Raw genomic sequence first — 17,007 nt, 5'->3', positions numbered from 1 at the left:
GGAGTTCCGCGCGGAGTGCGGGGGTGAGGACGGCGCCGGCGCGGTCGACGAGCAGGGCCCCCGTCCTCGCCCTGGCTCAGCTCATCGGCTCAGCTCATCGGCTCGGTGCATCGAATCGGTGCACCAGTGCATCGGTTGGTGGATCGGCTCAGTGCATCGCGACGCCGGCGGTGTCGCTCGGCAGGTCGCCGGCCTTCGCCTTGATCGCGAAGAGCGCGACCAGCAGTGCGACCGCCGCCAGCGCGGCGCCCACGATGAAGCTGTGCGATATGCCCTGGGTGAGGACCGAGTTGGCGGCATCGGTGCCCGCCGGGAAGTCCTGGTGGTCCTTCAGGTAGCCCAGCTGCTCCGGTGTGGCCGAGGCCGTGAACTTCGGCAGCTGCGCCTTGGCCTCGGCCGTGGCGTAGTGCGCGAAGACCGTGGTCAGGATCGACAGGCCGAGCGAACCGCCGATCTGCTGCATCGAGTTGAGCAGGCCGGATGCGGCGCCGGTCTCCTCGCCCGGGACGCCCGCGACGGAGAGCAGCATCACCGGGACGAAGATCAGACCCATGCCGAGGCCGAACACCACCGTGGGGCCGAGCACCCCGTCCAGGTAGCCGCTGTCCTTGTTCATCTGGGTCAGCCAGGTGAGGCCGACGGTGACCAGCAGCGCGCCGCCCGCCATGAAGGGCTTCGGGCCGTACTTGGCCTGGAGGTTGGAGGCGATCTGTGCGGCGATGATGATCGCGACGCTGATCGGGAGGAAGGAGACGCCGGCCTTCAGCGGGCTGTAGCCGAGCGGACCCTGCACGAACAGCACGACGTAGAAGAAGATGCCGAACATGGCCGCGGCCAGGCAGAGCATCATCACCAGGCCGCCGGTGCGGTTGCGGTCGGCGAACAGGTGCATCGGGGTGATCGGCTGGTCGGTGCGGCTCTCGACCACGAGGAAGGCGGCGAGCAGGATCGCACCGGCCGCGAAGGAGCCGAGCGTGACGCTGTCCGACCAGCCGTCCGAGGCGGCCCGGATGAACCCGTAGACCAGGCCGATCAGGCCGAGCGTCGAGGTGAGTGCGCCGGGCAGGTCGAAGCGGCCCGGGTGGCGCTCGGACTCGGCGATGTGGCGCGGCGCGGCGATCGCGATCAGGATCGCGATCGGCACGTTGACGAAGAACACCCAGCGCCAGTTCAGGTACTCGGTGAGCAGACCGCCGGCCAGCAGGCCGATCGCGGCGCCCGAACCGGCCACCGCCGAGAACACCCCGAACGCCCGGTTGCGTTCCGGCCCCTCGTCGAAGTTGGTGGCGATCAGGGCGAAGGCGGTCGGGGAACAGATCGCGCCACCGATGCCCTGGAGGGCACGAGCGGCCAGCAGCAGGCCGCTGTCCTGTGCGAAGCCGCCGAGCAGCGAGGCCAGGCCGAACAGCAGGGTGCCGAAGATGAACACCCGGCGGCGGCCGAGGATGTCACCCGCGCGACCGCCGAGCAGCAGCAGCCCGCCGAAGGTCAGGGTGTAGGCGTTGATGACCCACGACAGGTCGGTGGTCGAGAAGCCCAGGGCGTCCTTGATGTGCGGCAGCGCGATGTTCACGATGGTCGCGTCGAGGACCACCATGAGTTGGGTGGCCGCGATGACGGTCAGGGTGATGCCCTTGCCCCGCCCCTGGCTCGTCCGCGGTGGTGAGTTCTTGCTGAGCGTGTCGGATATAGCCACGAATGTGCCCCCTGCTGGCTATGTGCTCGGTGGTGCGGGTTCGGCGGAGTCGCCGGTCCGGGTTTGGCGCTGCGCCCTTGCGCAGGCCGAGAAGGAACGGGATCGTTCACTAATCGGGACGATATCCTGGCCATGATTGTGAACGCAAGCGTTCCTTAAGGATGGTGGCGATGGAACGGTTGGTGCGGCGCCTGGTGGCTGACCGGTCCGGTCGGTCGCCGGTCGGCTCGGCGGGCCCGGTGTCAGAGGAGGCCGCTGTCCGGCCTGCCGGGACGCGGCCTGCGGCTGTTCGGCCGGTGGAGGCGGGCGCCGGGCCGGTGGTCGCGGGGCCGGGCGCCGGTGCGGGCGTGGAGCCGGGTGCCCGGGTGGGGGCGGAGGTTGTCGAACCGGCCCTCTGTCCGGTGCGAGCCGCTCGTCAGGTGCTGACGCGGCCGGCGCGGCGCAGGGGCAAGGAACTGGAGAACGCGATCTTCGAGGCCGCGCTCGACCAGCTCACCTCCGGCGGATACGCGCGGCTGACCATGGAGGGCGTCGCCAGTGCGGCGCGGACCGGGAAGGCCGCGCTCTACCGGCGCTGGGCGTCCAGGGACGAGCTCGTCATCGACGCCCTGGACGCCACTCTCCCACGCCCGTACGACACCCCCGACCTCGGGTCCGCACGTGACGAACTCCTCCAGCTCGTCGATGGGTTCACACAGGCGATGACCTCCCGGGTGGGCTCCGCGCTCAACGCGCTGATGGGCGAGATCGACCATGAGCGGGCCGAGGTCTTCAAGGCTTTCATCACCGACCGGGTCATCGAGCCGACCGCGCGGACCATCCTGGAGATCCTGCGCCGCGGCGCCGAGCGCGGCGACGTCCGGCCCGGCGCGGCCACCCCGCTGGTGGCGGACGTCATCCCGGCGATGCTGCTCTACCAGGTCAAGATCCGCGGGTTGGAGACCGTGGGGCCGGGCTTCGCCGACCGGCTGCTGGACGAGGTGCTGGAGCCGCTGATCCGGGCCTGAGGGGCAGTGCCGGCGGCCGGCCCCCCAGGGGGGCGTGGTGTCGGGCCCGCGTGTCCGGGCGCCGGCCCCGCGTGCTCGACTGCCGGGGACCCCCTTCCGTCCGGGGAGGCGGATTCGGCGGTCGCGAGGCGGGCTTAGGCTGGAGGCTGCCCCAGTCGAACGGAATCCGCCATGCCCATCGTCCCCCCGACGCACTCCGTCGAACGCTCGCTCCGCCGGGCCGGCGCCAAGATCGTCGTCGGTCTCGACGAGGTCGGGCGCGGCGCCTGGGCCGGGCCGGTCACCGTGGGAGCGGCCGTCACCGGCCTGCGCAGGGCGCCGGAGGGGCTGACCGACTCCAAGCTGCTCACCGAGTTGCGCCGCCGCGCGCTCGCCCCCGTCCTCGCCGACTGGGTCACCGCGTATGCGTTCGGGCAGGCCTCCCCGCAGGAGTGCGACGAGCTCGGCATGACGGCGGCGCTGCGGCTGGCCGCCGTTCGGGCGCTGGAGGCGCTGCCGGTCGAGCCCGACGCGGTGATCCTGGACGGCAATCACGACTACCTCGGCGGCCCCTGGCGGGTACGCACGGTGATCAAGGGTGACCAGTCCTGCATCTGCGTCTCCGCGGCCTCGGTGCTCGCCAAGGTCCACCGCGACGGCCTGATGGCGGAACTGGGCGAGGGGTGCCCGGAGTACGGCTTCGCCGACAACGCCGGCTACCCGTCGCCGGTGCACCGGGCCGCGCTGGAGGAGCTCGGCCCCACCGAGCACCACCGGCTCTCCTGGGCGTACTTGGACGCGCTGCCGAAGTGGCGTCATCTCAAGCGCGTTCGGGAGGACGCGGGCGCCGGCCGGGAGTCCGCCGACGAACAGTTGACGCTCGGTTTCTGACGGTCCGTCTGGAATTGCCCGGGCGGGGGCGGCGGGAGACCGGTGCCCAATGGGTGGGGTGCCCGTGTGCGTCCGACCGGCGTTTGATAGATATCCGGGTATGCCTGTCTTCCCCGAGGAGCCGGAGATTCACGAGAGCCTCCCGGGCCCCGGCGTTCCCTTCCCCCGCGAGTCGGACGCACAAGCCCCCGCCACCGCACCCACCACCGTCGCCGCCCCGGCTCCGGTGCCCGGCCCCCGTCCGGCGCCCCCGCGCCCGGCCCCGCCGCGCGCCGCCCGTCCGGGCCCGCCGCGGTTGACCCCCAAGCCCGGGCCGGCACCGCGCCGCCCGGCCCCCGCCGCACCGCAGGTGGAGGTCCAGCGGATCGCCGCCACCCCGGCACAGGCGGTGGAACGCGCCGACGACGCGATCGACCGGCTGCTGGAGTCCGGCCGCAGCCCGGGCGACGTCCTGGTGCTGACGGTCGACGAGGCGCACCCCTGGCAGCAGCACGAGCTCTCCTTCGGTGAGGAGCGCTACTGGGCGCAGCTCGCCGAGGGCGGGGACGTGTTCTACGCGGACGCCGCGCTGACCCGTCCGGTCCGCCGCGAGGTGGTCGTCCTGGTGGTCAACGGCGGACCGTCCGCCAAGGCCGCCGAGGCGTACGCCAAGGCGCTCGGCCACGCGACCGCGCTGCTGGTGGTCTGCGGCGACGCCGGCCCGGCTGCCGTGGGCGCGGCCGGTGCCGCGCCGGGCCGCCCGGTCAAGGCCTGACCGCAGTCGCCCACTTCGGGCCCGGTGCTGTCGTACGGTGCCGGGCCCGAGGTCCGTCCCGCGGTCCTTCGCGGTCGGTGGGGCGGCGGTCGGTGGGGCGGCGGACCGTGGCGGACCGCCCCCGTGGGGCCGGTCGCCGCCGACTCAGCGGGTGCCGGTGCGGCGGGTCGGTTCGGCCGCTGCGACCCGAGCCGGGGGCCACGGGGCCTCGGACTGCGGGGAGCGCGCCGCGTCCTCTCCGCGCTTGGCCGGGTCGGCCGCCAGTTCGCGGGTGCGCTGGCTGCGCGGGGCGTCCAGCGCCGAGCGCGGCGGCAGTTCCGTCACGGTGTGCACCGGCCCGTCGGCCCACGAGCCCGCGTGCGGGTTGCGTCCGCCCCGCCCGTCGCCGAGGACCTGCCAGCCCGCCGGGGTGAGTCCGATGTACGCGCCGCAACGCAGCCCGTGCAGCACGGACGCGTCCCGCAGCGCCCACATCCAGGCGCCGTCCTGCTCCGTCCAGCCGGGTGCGCCGTCGCGGCAGCGCAGCAGCACGGCCGTCCGGGTCGGCTCGGGCAGCCGCAGGTCGTGCGGGATGATCCGGCGCAGGTGCGTCAGCAGGGCGTTGCGGTGCTGCCAGCCGTCCGTGTCGTGCGGCCAGGGGGTGAACGAGGCCGAGGCGACGAGGCGGTGGAGCGCGTCCAGGACGGCGACCGCGACGGTGCCCGGCTGGGGCAGGTGGCGTTGGTGCAGTTCCAGGACGAACTCGCGGGGGTCGCGCAGCAACGGGATCCCCGAGGCGGTCCAGGCCTCCAGATCCAGCACCCGTCTGGGTTCCGGGCTCCCGGAGAAGGGATTCTGACCTCGGCCGATACCGTTGATCACGATCCTCCTTCCTGGCCCGTGGGCAGGTGGGTGCCTGGGTACGCCGAAGGGCGGGTCCAGCGGACCGGGTCTCGGGTACCTCCCAATTCTCGGGGCATCGGGGGCAGAGCGGCAACGATGAAATGATGAACGCCATCCGATAGCCCATGGTCTGCCGGATATGTTCCACCGCGAGCCGAGCGCCGCGGAGGCGCCGCCGGGCCTTGATCGACAACGCCCGAAGGGTGGGACGAACTGCCATCGGCATGGTGGCCACTCCTTTCTCGGGCCGCTCCACCGGTGTGATCGAAATCGCTTCGCATGATCCTTTCTGTTAGGCCGATCGGGTGAACGAGAAGGCTCCTCCGGCGGCTTTCCGCCGCCCCGTCACCCCTGCACGGCCAGCACCAGCGGCAGCACCGCGCTCGCCCCGGCCCGGCGCAGCAGCCGGGCGGCCACGGTGACCGTCCACCCCGAGTCGACGAGGTCGTCCACCAGCAGTACCGGCCCCCCGGCGGCGGCCACCGCCTCTTCCACCTCCGGCGGCAGGACCAGCGCGCCGGCCAGCGAGTGCAGCCGCTGCGCGCTGTTGCTGCGGGCGCCGTGCGGGGGCAGCCCCCCGGCGTACCCGATCCGGCCGAGCAGCGGCAGCCGCCCGATCTCGGCGATCCGCGCGCCCAGGTTGCCGACGAGCTGGGGCCTGGTCGAGGAGGCCATCGTCACCACGCCGACCGGCCGCTCCAGCCGGGCGCCCTCCGTCGTCGAGGGCCCGGCCCAGCCGCCCGGGCCGCGGGCCCAGTCGGCGAGCACCGCCACCAGCGCGTCCACCGCCTCGCCGGGCACCGGCACGTCCGGCGCCTGCTCGGCGAGCAGGGTGCGCAGCCGGTTGCCCCAGCCGATGTCGGACAGCCGCCCCAGCGCCCGGCCGGTCTCCGCCTGCTCGCCCGCCGGGATCCGGCCCTTGAGCGGCACCCCGAGCGCGTCCATCCCGGTCGGCCAGAGCCGGCGCGGCTCGAAGCTCACGCCCGGGCGGCCGAGCGCGGCCCGGGCGGCCGCCAGCGTCTCGGCGGAGACGTCCGGAGTGTGCAGCGGCCCCGCGCAGTTGTCGCACCGCCCGCACGGCGCGGCCTGCTCGTCGTCCAGCTGTCGGCGCAGGAACTCCATCCGGCACCCCGTGCCCGCCGCATACTCGCGCATCGCCCGCTGCTCCGCCTCCCGGGAGGCGGCGACCTTGGCGTAACGGGTGGTGTCGTACTCCCAGCTCTGGCCGGTGGCCGTCCAGCCGCCCTTGACCCGGCGGACGGCGCCGTCCACGTCGAGAACCTTGAGCATGGTCTCCAGCCGGGCCCGGCGCAGGTCCACCCGGGGCTCCAGAGCGGCGGTGGAGAGCGGCCGACCGGCCTCGGCCAGTGCGTCGATGGTGCGGCGCACCTGCTCCTCCGGCGGGAAGGCCAGCGACGCGAAGTAGCGCCAGATCGCCTCGTCCTCGCGCCCGGGCAGCAGCAGCACCTCGGCCCGGTCCACCCCGCGCCCGGCCCGGCCGACCTGCTGGTAGTAGGCGATCGGCGAGCTGGGCGAGCCGAGGTGCACCACGAAGCCGAGGTCGGGCTTGTCGAATCCCATGCCGAGCGCGGAGGTGGCGACCAGCGCCTTGACCCGGTTGGCCAGCAGGTCGGCCTCGGCGGTGCGGCGCTCGGCGTCCTCGGTGCGGCCGGAGTAGGAGGCCACCGGGAAGCCGCGCTCGCGCAGGAAGGCCGTCACCTCCTCGGCCGCGGCCACCGTCAGGGTGTAGACGATGCCCGAGCCGGGCAAGCGGTCGAGGTGGTCGGCCAGCCAGGCGAGGCGGTGGGCCGGGTCGGGCAGGGAGAGCACGCCCAGGGTGAGGCTCTCCCGGTCGAGCGGCCCGCGCAGCACCAGGGCGTGCTCGTCGGTGGCGCCGGTGCCGAGCTGCTCGGCGACGTCCGCGGTGACCCGGGCGTTGGCGGTGGCGGTGGTGGCCAGCACCGGGACGCCGGGCGGCAGGTCCGCGAGCATGGTGCGCAGCCGGCGGTAGTCGGGGCGGAAGTCGTGCCCCCAGTCCGAGATGCAGTGGGCCTCGTCGACCACCAGCAGGCCGGTGGAGGCGGCGAGCTCGGGCAGCACCTGGTCGCGGAAGTCCGGGTTGTTCAGCCGCTCGGGGCTGACCAGCAGGATGTCGACCTTCCCGGTGGCGACCTCGTCCTGGATCCCGGCCCACTCGTCGGTGTTGGCCGAGTTGATGGTGCGGGCGTGGATGCCGGCCCGGCCAGCCGACTCGACCTGGTTGCGCATCAGGGCGAGCAGCGGCGAGACGATCACCGTCGGCCCGGCGCCGCGGGCCCGGAGCAGGGCGGTGGCGATGAAGTAGACCGCGGACTTCCCCCAGCCCGTGCGCTGGACGACCAGGGCGCGGCGGCGGTCGACCACGAGGGCCTCGATGGCCGTCCACTGGTCCTCGCGCAGGACGGCTCCGGGGCCGGCGAGCTCGCGCAGGACGGCCTCGGCCCGCGCCCGGACCTCGGCGCGGTCGGCGGTGGCGGTGGTGTGGGTGTCGGGCTGCTGCATGGCGTCCATGTAACCCCGTACCGCCGACAAGCGGCGAATGCGGGGGGAGGGGAGACGGGGGAAGGCGGGGTGTATTTCATCCGCTGGTCCGCTGAACGGCAGTCAAAATCCACTCGCGGGAGGGAGTGTCGGCTGCTCCGAATGAGCGAAGGGGAATTCGGAGGCGGAGTTATCCACAGGAAAAAAGTCGGTTCCGGCATCGTCCGCGGATTGCGTCCACTCTTGCGGCCATGAACGCGATGAACAACGAACACGTCATTCTGTCCCTCGGCCCGGCCTCCGACTACGGGCCGGTCGTCATGCGCGGTCCGGCCGACATGGCCGAGCTGCTTCCGTACTTCCTGGGTTTCCACCCGGACGACTCCATCGTCGCGGTCGGGCTCCACGGGCCCGGCCTCCATCAGGGCGGGGTGATCCGGGCGGACCTGCCGCAGTCGCCCGCGCAGTGGCCGGCCGCGGCGGAGGAGACGGCCGCGCTGCTGGTCGCCCTCTCCGAGCGGCACGGCGCCCGGCCGCTCCAGGTGCTCCTCTACCTCTGCCAGGATCCCGGCACGGCCCACGCACCGCCGGTGGTGGACGGGCTGCGGCCGCTGGCCGAGGCCCTCCGGGCGGCCTTCGGGCGCCGGGGCGTGGCGGTCAAGGAGTCGCTGTGCGTCTCGGACGGCCGCTGGTGGTCCTTCCTCTGCCGCGGCGACGGGTGCTGCGAGCCGGCGGGCAATCCGGTGCGGCGCAGCCCCGATCCCGGTCCGGCCGCCGCCGCCGCGACGGTCGCCGGCCTGGTGCCGCGCGGCAGCCGGAAGGCGATCATCGGCGGGCTGGACCCGGTCGGCCCGCCGGAGGACGCCGCCCAGCGCGAGGCGCTCGCCCGGGCCGAGGCCGTGGACGCCCTCGCCCGGGAGCAGCGCATCGCCCTGCTCGACCAGGCCGTCGCCGAGTTCCGGGCCGGAGCCACGGAGCTCGACGCGGACCGGACGGCCCAGCTGCTGCTCGCCCTGCGGGACCGTCTGGTGCGGGACCGCGGCGTCGAGTACGCCCGGCCTGCCGAGCTGGCCCCGGCCGAGCGGCTCTGGCGCTTCCTCGCCCGGCGGGCCGTGCCGCCGTACGAGGGCTGTGCCGTGGCCCCGCTCACCCTGCTGGCCTGGACGTCCTGGGTCGCCGGGGACACGGCGACGGCCCGGGTCGTGCTCGGCCACGTCCTGCGGCTCGCCCCGGGCTACCTGCTGGCCGAGCTGCTCTACGAGTCGCTCAACGACGGCATGACGCCCCAGGGTCTGCTGGCCGCGGTCGAGGCCCAGCGGCGGCGGCGCGAGGAGCCCGCGGCCCCGGCCGGCGGACCGCTTCCTCCGGCGGGCGGGGCACCGAACACCGAGGCACCGCCGTCCGCCGAAGAGGCCTCCGGGCCCGCTGCCCCGGGGGCGAGCGGGGCTCCCGGTGAGCGGCCCGCACGGTCCGCCGGTGGTCGGCGGCACCGGCGGGGCGGTCGCCGGAAGGGCTCGTCCACGGTGTCGGCACCGGCCGATCCGGGCCCGGGCGCCGCCGACGGCTCCGAAGGCCCGGAGTCGGACGGCGGCGGTGCCGGGGCGGTCGCCCTTCTCCGGCCGCTCGGACAGGCCGCGATGCCCGGGCACGCCCGGGTGGCCGGGGAACGGTCCGCCCGGGGTCTGCGGCTCGGCCGGGCTGTGGCGTGTGCGCCCGCCGCAGCCCGCACCGGCCTCCACCGCTGCCGGGGCGTCCGGCGGGCGAAGGGAGGAGGGCACCGTGCGCGCTGAGCCGAGCCGCGCCGCGGCGCCGGCCCGCGGGCCGCTACGCCTCGCCGTGCGCCATCTTGATCAGACGGTCCAGCACCTTGCCGCCGCTCACCCGAAGGCCGTCGTGCTCCCACTCGTTGGTGATCCAGGTCCGCAGGCCGCGCACCGCGCGGGCGGTCTCCAGCGAGTCGGCGGTGTCCACGTACATGTCGTCGTGGTACACCGCCGCCACGACCGGCACGGTGTTGTCGGCCAGCCGCGCCCGGTCGTACAGGTCGGCCCAGTCGGTACGGGCGGCGAGCAGCTCCGCGGTCTCCTTCAGCGGGTGCAGCGCCGGGTCGGTGTCGAACATCCAGGGGTAGATCATCTCCCCGGTGAACAGCACCGGCGCGTCGGACTCCAGCGCGGCCCGGGCATCGAACTGCGGGAACTCCTTGCGGACCCGCTCGGCCGCCCAGGCGGTGCCACCCTGGTCCACCGACCGCTGGCCGTAGATCGACTCGTGCAGCACCGCGTACAGAGGGCCGCCCGCGAAGGAGAGCTGGGCCTGGGCACCGGCCAGGAAGGTGTCGGAGAGCTCGGGCCCGGTCGCGCCCTCCACCCAGGCCTCCTCCAGCAGGTAGTGCAGCGTGCCGGAGCCGCTGTCGCCGCCGAGCAGCAGACCGAGGGCCTGGAACGCCTCGACGGTGAGCAGCCCGCCGTCCGGCAGGGTCGCGGGGGCGTCGGCGAGGTGGGCCGCGATCCGGCGAACCGCCCGGATGTCCTGCGGGAACCGGGCGTAGTGGTCCTCGTTCTTGCGGACCACCCGCGGGTAGGCGGCGCGGTAGACGTCGTCGGCCGAGCTGCCGAGGCCGGCGAGGCCACCGGTGATGAAGGCCTCGGTCAGGCCCTCGGGGGCGATGGAGAGGTAGGTGAGGGTGCAGAAGCCGCCGAAGCTCTGGCCGAGCACGCTCCAGCGTCGGTCGGCGCCGAGCAGCCGCTCGCGGATCAGCTCGGCGTCCCGGACGATCGAGTCCGCTCGGAAGTGGGCCAGGTAGTCCGCCTGTTCCTGCGGGCCGCCGCGCCGGGCGAGGGTCTGCCGGGTCGCGGGGGTGGACCGCCCGGTGCCGCGCTGGTCGAGCAGGAGCACCCGGTAGTCGTCCAGGGCGCGCTCCAACCAGGAGTCCCGGCCGAGCGGCCGGGCGGCCTTGCCCCCAGGGCCACCCTGGAGGAAGACCAGCCAGGGCAGGTCGTCCCGCTCGCGGCCTGCGGCCACCACCTCACGGGCGTACACCTCGATCTGCTCGCCCTGCGGGGCGGCGTGGTCGAGCGGCAGCTGGAAGACGTGGTCGGTTGTGACAATCCCGGGCAGCCGGCTGATGGTGGACATGCAACTCCTCGGTCTCTGCTGGTCACAGCGGTCGCGTCGCGGTTCACGGGGTCACCGGGTGCGGGGGCCGCGACCCCCGCACCGTATCCTGGCGGCGGTCGAGCGCCGGTTCGACCGCCCTGCCCGTCCGACCGGACGGCCGAGCCCGGCCGACGTCCGGCCAGAGCCGGCCCGGTGGCGGCCCGAAAGGCGGGTGCCGGCTCCGGACCATGGACGGTGACGCGCCCCCAACCAGGCCCCGGTGACGTTGCGACGGACGCGGTACGACCGCCCGGCAGGGCCGCCCGGACCAGCGGCGCAGCGTCGGGGCGTGACCTGGTGGCGGTGCGCGGCGTTCACCCCCGGGGGCCCGCGCCCGGTCCGGGTGGGCCGATCGCCGGGCGGTGCGGACCCGACCGCCCGGGCACCGGCAGCGGTCGGCGGCCGCGTGCGGTACCGCGACCGGTCGCCACCACGGGACCGGGCGACCCGGCGGCCGCGGGCCGCAGGGGAAGGGCGTCACCGGCAGGCCGGGGCGCCGGACCTGACGGTGTGCCGGGCACGGTGAGGGCCCCGGAACGAAGGCGCGGCGCGCCGGTACCGGCCCGGTACCGAGCACCGCATGGCACGACCCGCCACCGGGTACGGCCAGACACGGCACACCCGCCGACGGGACGGCCCCGTCGGCCCGGCATCATCAGCACGCGATCGAGCACGCTCGCGGCCCACCGGCCTGACCAGGCCACCGGACCGCCGAGGGGAGGAGAGTCCGGTGACCGCCATGAGGCCACCACAGGCCATGCCGGCCGAGAGCGTGGTCGGCGCGCCGCCCAGGGCGGTGGGCCGACCCGACCAGGTCCCGACGGCCGGGCCCGCGGGCGCACCGGCCGGCCCCGGCCGGCCCACGGTCCCGCCGCGCCCGCAGCCGCCCGCCGTCCACCATGCGGTGATCTGCGTCAACGCCCCGGCGATGGCCGCCTCCGGCCCCGACGGCCAGCTGCGCGGCCACGGCCTGCACGGCTTCTACCGCAACGGCGTCCGGGTGCTCGCCCGGATGGAGCTGCGGCTGGGCGGCATGGAGCCGCTGCCGCTCCAGGGCACCCTCACCAGCACTGCCCAGGCCCGCTTCCTCGGTGCCGTCCGCCTCCCCGGCGACCTCGACCCGGACCCTGCGCTCACCGTCGAGCGGCTGCGCCACGCGGACGGCGTGGAGACGGTGGTCGTGCGCAACACCGGTCCGCGGCTCGCCCGGCTGCCGCTGGAGATAGCCCTCGGCACCGACCTCGGCCCGGTCGCCGAGATCGCCGTCGGGCACCGCCAGCCCGACCTGCCGGGCCAGGTGCAGTCCGCCGGGCTGCGCTGGACGGGCCCGGCACACAGCGCCGTGGTCAGCGCCAAGCCCTCCCCGCACGCCGTCCTGGCCGGCGCCGGCGTGCTCCGCTGGGACCTGGAGGTCCAGCCCGGCGCCCGCTGGTCGGTCGAGCTGCACACCGAGCTGGAGAGTGCCGCCGGCGGCCCGCGCCCGCCGGGCGGCCGCGGCACCGGTGTCCCGCTGCCCTGGTCCGAGCCGGAGGTCCGCAGCGACGACGCCCGGGCCGCCCTGCTGGTCTCCCGCTCGCTGGACGCCCTCGGCGGGCTGCTGCTCGCCGACCCGGACCGCCCGACCGACCTCTACCCGGCCTCCGGAGCACCCTGGCGCTTCGGCCTCGCCCCGGCCGACGCGCTCTGGGCCGCCCGGCTGACCCTGCCGCTCGGCACCCGGCTGGCGGCCGGCACCCTCCGGGCGCTGGCCCGCCGTCAGCTGCTCGCCCCCGCCCCGGGCCGCACCGAGGGGCTGCTGCCCGGCGCCCTGCGCCACGGCGGTCCCGAGCTGCCGCCCACCTGCACCGCCACCGAGGCCACACTGCTGTTCGTCACCGTGTTGGCCGAGGCCTGGCGCTGGGGCCTGCCCCCGGCGGAGGTCGCCGAGCTGCTCCCGGCCGCCGAGCGGGCCCTGGCGGCCCTGCGCGAGGGTCTGGTCGACGGCTTCGTCACCGACCTGAGCCGCCCGCCCGAGGAGCGCTCTGCCCACCCGGTCGCCGTCCGCGCGGAGGTCCAGGCGCAGGCCCACCGTGCCGCCCTGCACGGGGCCGAGCTGCTGGAGGCCTTCGGTCGACCGGGCGCCGAGGACTGGCGCGACTGGGCGGCCGCGCTGCGCGGGCGCTTCCGCGAGCGGTTCTGGGTCGACGACCTGTCCGGCGGCCGCCCCGCGGCAGGGCTGGCCCCGGGCGGACAGCCGCTGCCCGCCGTCGCCTCCTGCCTGGTGCACCTGCTGGACACCGGGCTCGCCGTCGACGGCGGCCGGCACGAGAGCCTGCTGGACCGCGAGCAGACCCGGCTGCTCGCCCAGCGCCTGGTCGCGCCGGAGCTGGACAGCGGCTGGGGCCTGCGCACCCTGAGCGCCAAGTCCCCCCGCTTCAACCCGCTGGGCCACCGAGGCGGCGCGGTGCGGGTCCACGAGACGGCGCTGGCGGTCGCCGGACTGGCCGGGGCCGGTCACGAGAACGAGGCCGGCACCCTGCTGGAGGGCCTGCTCGCCGCGAGCGCCCACTTCGAGGGACGGCTGCCGGAGATGTACTCGGGGGAGCAGCACACCCCCGGCTGTCCGCCGGTGCCGCACCCGGCCGCCTGCCGCCCGGCGGCGGTCTCCGCGGCCGGCGCCGTGCACGCGGTGTTCGCCCTCGCCGGGGTCCGGCCCGACGTTCCGGGCCGCCGGGTGCTGGTCCGCCCGGCCAGCACCGCACCGCTCGGCGAGCTGGAGCTGACCGGTCTGCGGGTGGCGGGCGAGCCCTTCTCCGTCCGGGTGAGCCGGATCGGCGTGGCGATGGTGGAGGAGGCGTCCGCGGACCTGCAACTCGTCGCCCGCTGAGCCGGCCGCCACGCGCCCGTGCCCCTGACGCCGGTGGCGCCGGTGACGCCGGTCACCGATGCCGCGTCCGGCTCGTGTCCGGCCTGCGCAGGCCGCACACGAGCCGCGCCGGGCCGGGCGGATGGACCGACCCCGCGCGGCCCACGCACGGGCCTGTGCTTATCGTCAGAGAGACGACTATGATCGTCGCCATGTCGCGTTACGATCCGTCGGCCTTCCCGCCGTTCGCTGTCACGGTTGACCTGGTGGTGCTGACGGTGCGCGACCACTCGCTCTGCGCCCTGCTGGTCAGACGAGGCGAGCCACCGTTCCAGGGGTACTGGGCGCTGCCCGGCGGCTTCGTCCGCCCCGACGAGGGACTGGCCGAGGCCGCCTCCCGCGAACTGGCCGAGGAAACCGGTCTGCGCGCCCACACCGCCCCCGGCCACGATGCCGTCGGCCCCGGCGCGGCCGGTGCCCACCTGGAGCAGCTCGCCACCTACGGCCACCCGCAGCGAGACCCCCGGATGCGCGTGGTCAGCGTCGCCTACCTGGTGCTCGCCCCCGACCTGCCGACGCCCCGGGCCGGCGGCGACGCCAGCAGCGCCCGCTGGGCCCCGGTCGGTGAACTCCTCGGTGAGAACCCGGCCGACGGCGTTCCGCTCGCCTTCGACCACGGCCTGATCCTCGCCGACGGCGTGGAGCGCGCCCGCTCCAAGATCGAGTACTCCTCCCTCGCCACCGCCTTCTGCCCGACCGAGTTCACCGTCGGCGAGCTGCGCCGGGTCTACGAGGCGGTCTGGGGCGTGGCACTGGACCCGCGGAACTTCCACCGCAAGGTCACCGGCACCCCCGGCTTCCTGCTGCCCTCGGGCGGCACGACGACCCGTCAGGGCGGACGCCCGGCCCAGCTGTTCACTGCCGGCGGGGCGACCGTTCTCAACCCGCCCATGCTCCGCCCGGAGTCCTGAGCCCCGCCGGTCCCGTGCCCGGCCCGCCCGGATCCGGATCCGGATCCCGACCCGGATCCGTCCCGCCACGGCGTGGCCCCGGGCAGTCGAATGGCCTGGCCTGGCTGCGGACCCGGGGACGGCGGCGCAGAGTGTCGGTGGACGCTCTGGCCGCCGGCCGGAGGCCTTCCGGCCCAGGGAGCCCCGCGATGGCCATCAAGGACTGCGCCAACCAGCGAGCCCTCATCGAGGGGCTGGTGGCGGACTACCGGAGCCTCGACGAGACCACCACCGACACGGAGAAGGAACTGGCCGCGATGCAGGCCGAGCAGGCGGCGCCCGAGGCGATCGCCGCGGTGCAGGAACGGCTGGCCGCCGAGCGGGAGCGACTGGGCGAGATCGTGGTCGAGGGCCAGGCCGCCGTCGACGAGTTCCACGCGGTGTGCGGCGGCGAGCAGCTCCCGCCCCCGCCTTGGCCCCCTCGGTAGGAGCCGCGCCCCTTCGCCGAGCGCGGCGCTCCGCCCGGCCGAAGCTGCCGCAGCCCTCGGGACGGACCGGCCGCCCGTGAATCGCAGGATCGGATTGTCCCCTGATCGGGTGAGGCGGGCCGTCGGCGGGCCCGTGCCGTTCCCGTAATGCCCGGAATAGCCGTTGCCGCCCCCTAATGTGCTGGCGCGGAGCCGCGCGGGTGCATGCCCGCCGTCAGGGGCGCTCCGCGTCGAGCGGGTGGGCCGAGGGCATGGGAGCAGCCAGCGATGATCCAGATCACCGGACTGACCAAGGTCTATCGCAAGGGCGTTCCGCCCGCGGTGCTCGATCTGACCTTCGACGCCCGGCCCGGCACGGTGACCGCGCTGCTCGGCGCCGAGGGGGCGGGCAAGTCCACCGCGCTGCGGCTGATGCTCGAGCTCGAACGCGGCCAGGGCGTCACGCTCTTCGACGGCCGCCCCTACCGCCGGCTGCGCCACCCCGAGCGCGAGGTCGGGGTGCTGCTGCCCGGCCCCGGGGATGCCGCGGTGGCCGGACACCCGGGCCGCAAGGCGCGCAGCCACCTGCGGATGCTCGCCGCGGCCGTCGGCGTTCCGGCCCGGCGGGCCGACGAACTGCTGGAGCAGACCCGGCTGGCCGCCGTCGCCGGGCAACGGCTGCGCACCTTCTCGCCCGGCATGCACCGCCGCCTGGCCCTGGCCGCAGCCCTGCTCGGCGACCCCGGTGCGCTGCTGCTGGACGAGCCCGCCGACGGCCTGTCGCCGCGCAACGTCGAGTGGTTCCACTCCTTCCTGCGCTCCTTCGGCGCCGCCGGCGGAACGGTCCTGGTGACCACTCGTACCCCGCAGGAGGCCTCCCAGCTCGCGGACCGGGTGGTCACCCTGGACCGCGGCCGCCTGGTGGCCGACCAGCCGGTCGCGGAGTTCCGGCAGACCAGGCTCAGCCCCGAAGTGGCCGTCCGGGGGCCGCAGATGGCGCGGCTGGCGGACCTGCTGGTCAAGCAGGGCGCGGACGTCCGCCGGGACGGCAGCGTGGGTCTCGCGGTGGCCGGCATCGACCGCACCGAGATCGGCGAACTCGCCTACCGCCACGGGATCCTGCTGCACGAGCTGGCCGACCGGGTGGTCGAACAGCCGGCGCCGCGGGTCGTCGTGTCGGCCGGCTCGGGTCGCTCCGGCCACCTCCGCCTCGACCCGGGACCCGAGGCCGATCCGGGCGTGGACGCGGACCAGGAACCGACCCGGCAGCCGGCGGTCGGGCGGGTCCCCGGAACGGCCGCCGTGCCCGCCCCGGCCGAAGCCGTGACGCGCCCGGTCGAGCCCGCGACGACCCCGGCTTCCCCCTCCGTCACCGAAGCCGCCGCCTCCGCTGCCGAAACCGGCACCGAGGCCACCGCCGCTCCGAAGAGCAGCTCCGGCCGCCGACCCCGGGAGGACGGCTCCCTGCCCACCCGCGCCCTGCCCGCCGTGGCCGTCGCTGCGGCACTCCCCGCCGCCGCGCTCCCCGTTCTCGGCTCGGCCGGCCTCCGCCCCGAGCCCGCCGGCCTCCGCCCCGAGCCGACCGTGGCGACCCGGTCCGGCTCCATCGCCGAACCCGCCCCCGCCGTGACGGTCGACCGGCTCTTCCGCGACGACCCGGCCCCGGCTTCCCCGCAGGCGCCCGCCCGGGTCCGGCCCCCCGGCCGCCGGGTGAACGCCGACGACCTGCTCACCGACGACACCGTCCGCCTCCGCCGCCCCGACTCGGGCGCGACCGCCGCCGGGCCCTCGGACGCCCGGACCCCTGCCACTCCCGCAGCCCCCGCCACCCCCGACGACCACCGGAGCGAGTGAACC

Annotated in this window: 12 protein-coding genes; 8 read left to right on the top strand and 4 right to left on the bottom strand. The window is 75.5% G+C overall.

From position 1 onward, the window contains the following. Positions 1-148: 148 nt before the first annotated feature. Entirely contained in the window at positions 149-1,690 is a 1,542-nt protein-coding gene (locus AB0O11_RS32250; protein WP_363394086.1) for an MFS transporter, read from the bottom strand. Positions 1,691-2,115: 425 nt separating this feature from the next. Between AB0O11_RS32250 and AB0O11_RS32245 the strand changes: the two genes are divergently transcribed. From AB0O11_RS32245 to AB0O11_RS32235, 3 genes are all read left to right on the top strand, one after another. Continuing rightward, entirely contained in the window at positions 2,116-2,703 is a 588-nt protein-coding gene (locus AB0O11_RS32245) for a TetR/AcrR family transcriptional regulator (RefSeq protein ID WP_363394064.1), read from the top strand. A gap of 171 nt (positions 2,704-2,874) precedes the next feature. Further along, positions 2,875-3,573, top strand: a complete 699-nt coding sequence (locus AB0O11_RS32240; RefSeq protein WP_363394062.1) for a ribonuclease HII — start codon at positions 2,875-2,877, stop codon at positions 3,571-3,573. Positions 3,574-3,673: 100 nt separating this feature from the next. Beyond that, entirely contained in the window at positions 3,674-4,327 is a 654-nt protein-coding gene (locus AB0O11_RS32235; protein ID WP_363394059.1) for a hypothetical protein, read from the top strand. A 144-nt stretch (positions 4,328-4,471) separates the two neighbouring features. Here AB0O11_RS32235 and AB0O11_RS32230 read toward each other — a convergent pair whose 3' ends face one another. Together AB0O11_RS32230 and AB0O11_RS32225 are read right to left on the bottom strand one after the other, a co-directional pair. Beyond that, the gene (locus AB0O11_RS32230) at positions 4,472-5,176 is read right to left on the bottom strand and encodes a hypothetical protein (protein WP_363394083.1); all 705 of its coding nucleotides are present in this window, start codon (positions 5,174-5,176) and stop codon (positions 4,472-4,474) included. A gap of 378 nt (positions 5,177-5,554) precedes the next feature. Next, on the bottom strand, positions 5,555-7,750 hold the full coding sequence (locus AB0O11_RS32225) for a RecQ family ATP-dependent DNA helicase (protein ID WP_363394056.1): 2,196 nt from the start codon (positions 7,748-7,750) through the stop codon (positions 5,555-5,557). A gap of 230 nt (positions 7,751-7,980) precedes the next feature. Between AB0O11_RS32225 and AB0O11_RS32220 the strand changes: the two genes are divergently transcribed. Next, complete coding sequence (locus AB0O11_RS32220) at positions 7,981-9,519, top strand: DUF4192 family protein (protein WP_363394054.1); 1,539 nt, start codon at positions 7,981-7,983, stop codon at positions 9,517-9,519. A 34-nt stretch (positions 9,520-9,553) separates the two neighbouring features. On the opposite strand, the gene AB0O11_RS32215 is transcribed toward AB0O11_RS32220, so the two are convergent. Beyond that, on the bottom strand, positions 9,554-10,867 hold the full coding sequence (locus tag AB0O11_RS32215) for an alpha/beta fold hydrolase (protein WP_363394051.1): 1,314 nt from the start codon (positions 10,865-10,867) through the stop codon (positions 9,554-9,556). 760 nt (positions 10,868-11,627) lie between these two features. On the opposite strand from AB0O11_RS32215, the gene AB0O11_RS32210 reads away from it, so the two are divergent. The 4 genes from AB0O11_RS32210 to AB0O11_RS32195 all read left to right on the top strand — a co-directional run bounded on the left by AB0O11_RS32210 (position 11,628) and on the right by AB0O11_RS32195 (position 17,004). After that, a complete protein-coding gene (locus AB0O11_RS32210; protein ID WP_363394081.1) occupies positions 11,628-13,754 on the top strand; it encodes a glycogen debranching N-terminal domain-containing protein in 2,127 nt (708 codons plus the stop codon). Positions 13,755-13,945: 191 nt separating this feature from the next. Continuing rightward, positions 13,946-14,704, top strand: a complete 759-nt coding sequence (locus AB0O11_RS32205; protein ID WP_224283951.1) for an NUDIX domain-containing protein — start codon at positions 13,946-13,948, stop codon at positions 14,702-14,704. A gap of 188 nt (positions 14,705-14,892) precedes the next feature. Continuing rightward, positions 14,893-15,171, top strand: coding sequence for a hypothetical protein (locus tag AB0O11_RS32200; RefSeq protein ID WP_363394048.1), 279 nt, complete (start codon positions 14,893-14,895; stop codon positions 15,169-15,171). 267 nt (positions 15,172-15,438) lie between these two features. Then, on the top strand, positions 15,439-17,004 hold the full coding sequence (locus AB0O11_RS32195; protein WP_363394045.1) for an ATP-binding cassette domain-containing protein: 1,566 nt from the start codon (positions 15,439-15,441) through the stop codon (positions 17,002-17,004). The last annotated feature ends 3 nt before the right edge of the window (positions 17,005-17,007 follow it).

Origin of the sequence: Kitasatospora sp. NPDC093102 (genome assembly GCF_040683915.1) — a bacterium.
Taxonomy (GTDB): Bacteria; Actinomycetota; Actinomycetes; order Streptomycetales; family Streptomycetaceae; genus Kitasatospora.
The sequence above is the reverse complement of the archived record's forward strand: the minus strand, read 5'-3'. Positions and strand labels throughout refer to the sequence as shown.

Bases quoted from the DNA above. Each gene is read 5' to 3' on its own strand.
- AB0O11_RS32240 (WP_363394062.1), top strand. From the start codon at position 2,875: ATGCCCATCGTCCCCCCGACGCACTCCGTCGAACGCTCGCTCCGCCGG.
- AB0O11_RS32235 (WP_363394059.1), top strand. From the start codon at position 3,674: ATGCCTGTCTTCCCCGAGGAGCCGGAGATTCACGAGAGCCTCCCGGGC.
- AB0O11_RS32225 (WP_363394056.1), bottom strand. From the start codon at position 7,750: ATGCAGCAGCCCGACACCCACACCACCGCCACCGCCGACCGCGCCGAG.
- AB0O11_RS32220 (WP_363394054.1), top strand. From the start codon at position 7,981: ATGAACGCGATGAACAACGAACACGTCATTCTGTCCCTCGGCCCGGCC.
- AB0O11_RS32215 (WP_363394051.1), bottom strand. From the start codon at position 10,867: ATGTCCACCATCAGCCGGCTGCCCGGGATTGTCACAACCGACCACGTC.
- AB0O11_RS32210 (WP_363394081.1), top strand. From the start codon at position 11,628: ATGAGGCCACCACAGGCCATGCCGGCCGAGAGCGTGGTCGGCGCGCCG.
- AB0O11_RS32205 (WP_224283951.1), top strand. From the start codon at position 13,946: ATGTCGCGTTACGATCCGTCGGCCTTCCCGCCGTTCGCTGTCACGGTT.
- AB0O11_RS32200 (WP_363394048.1), top strand. From the start codon at position 14,893: ATGGCCATCAAGGACTGCGCCAACCAGCGAGCCCTCATCGAGGGGCTG.
- AB0O11_RS32195 (WP_363394045.1), top strand. From the start codon at position 15,439: ATGATCCAGATCACCGGACTGACCAAGGTCTATCGCAAGGGCGTTCCG.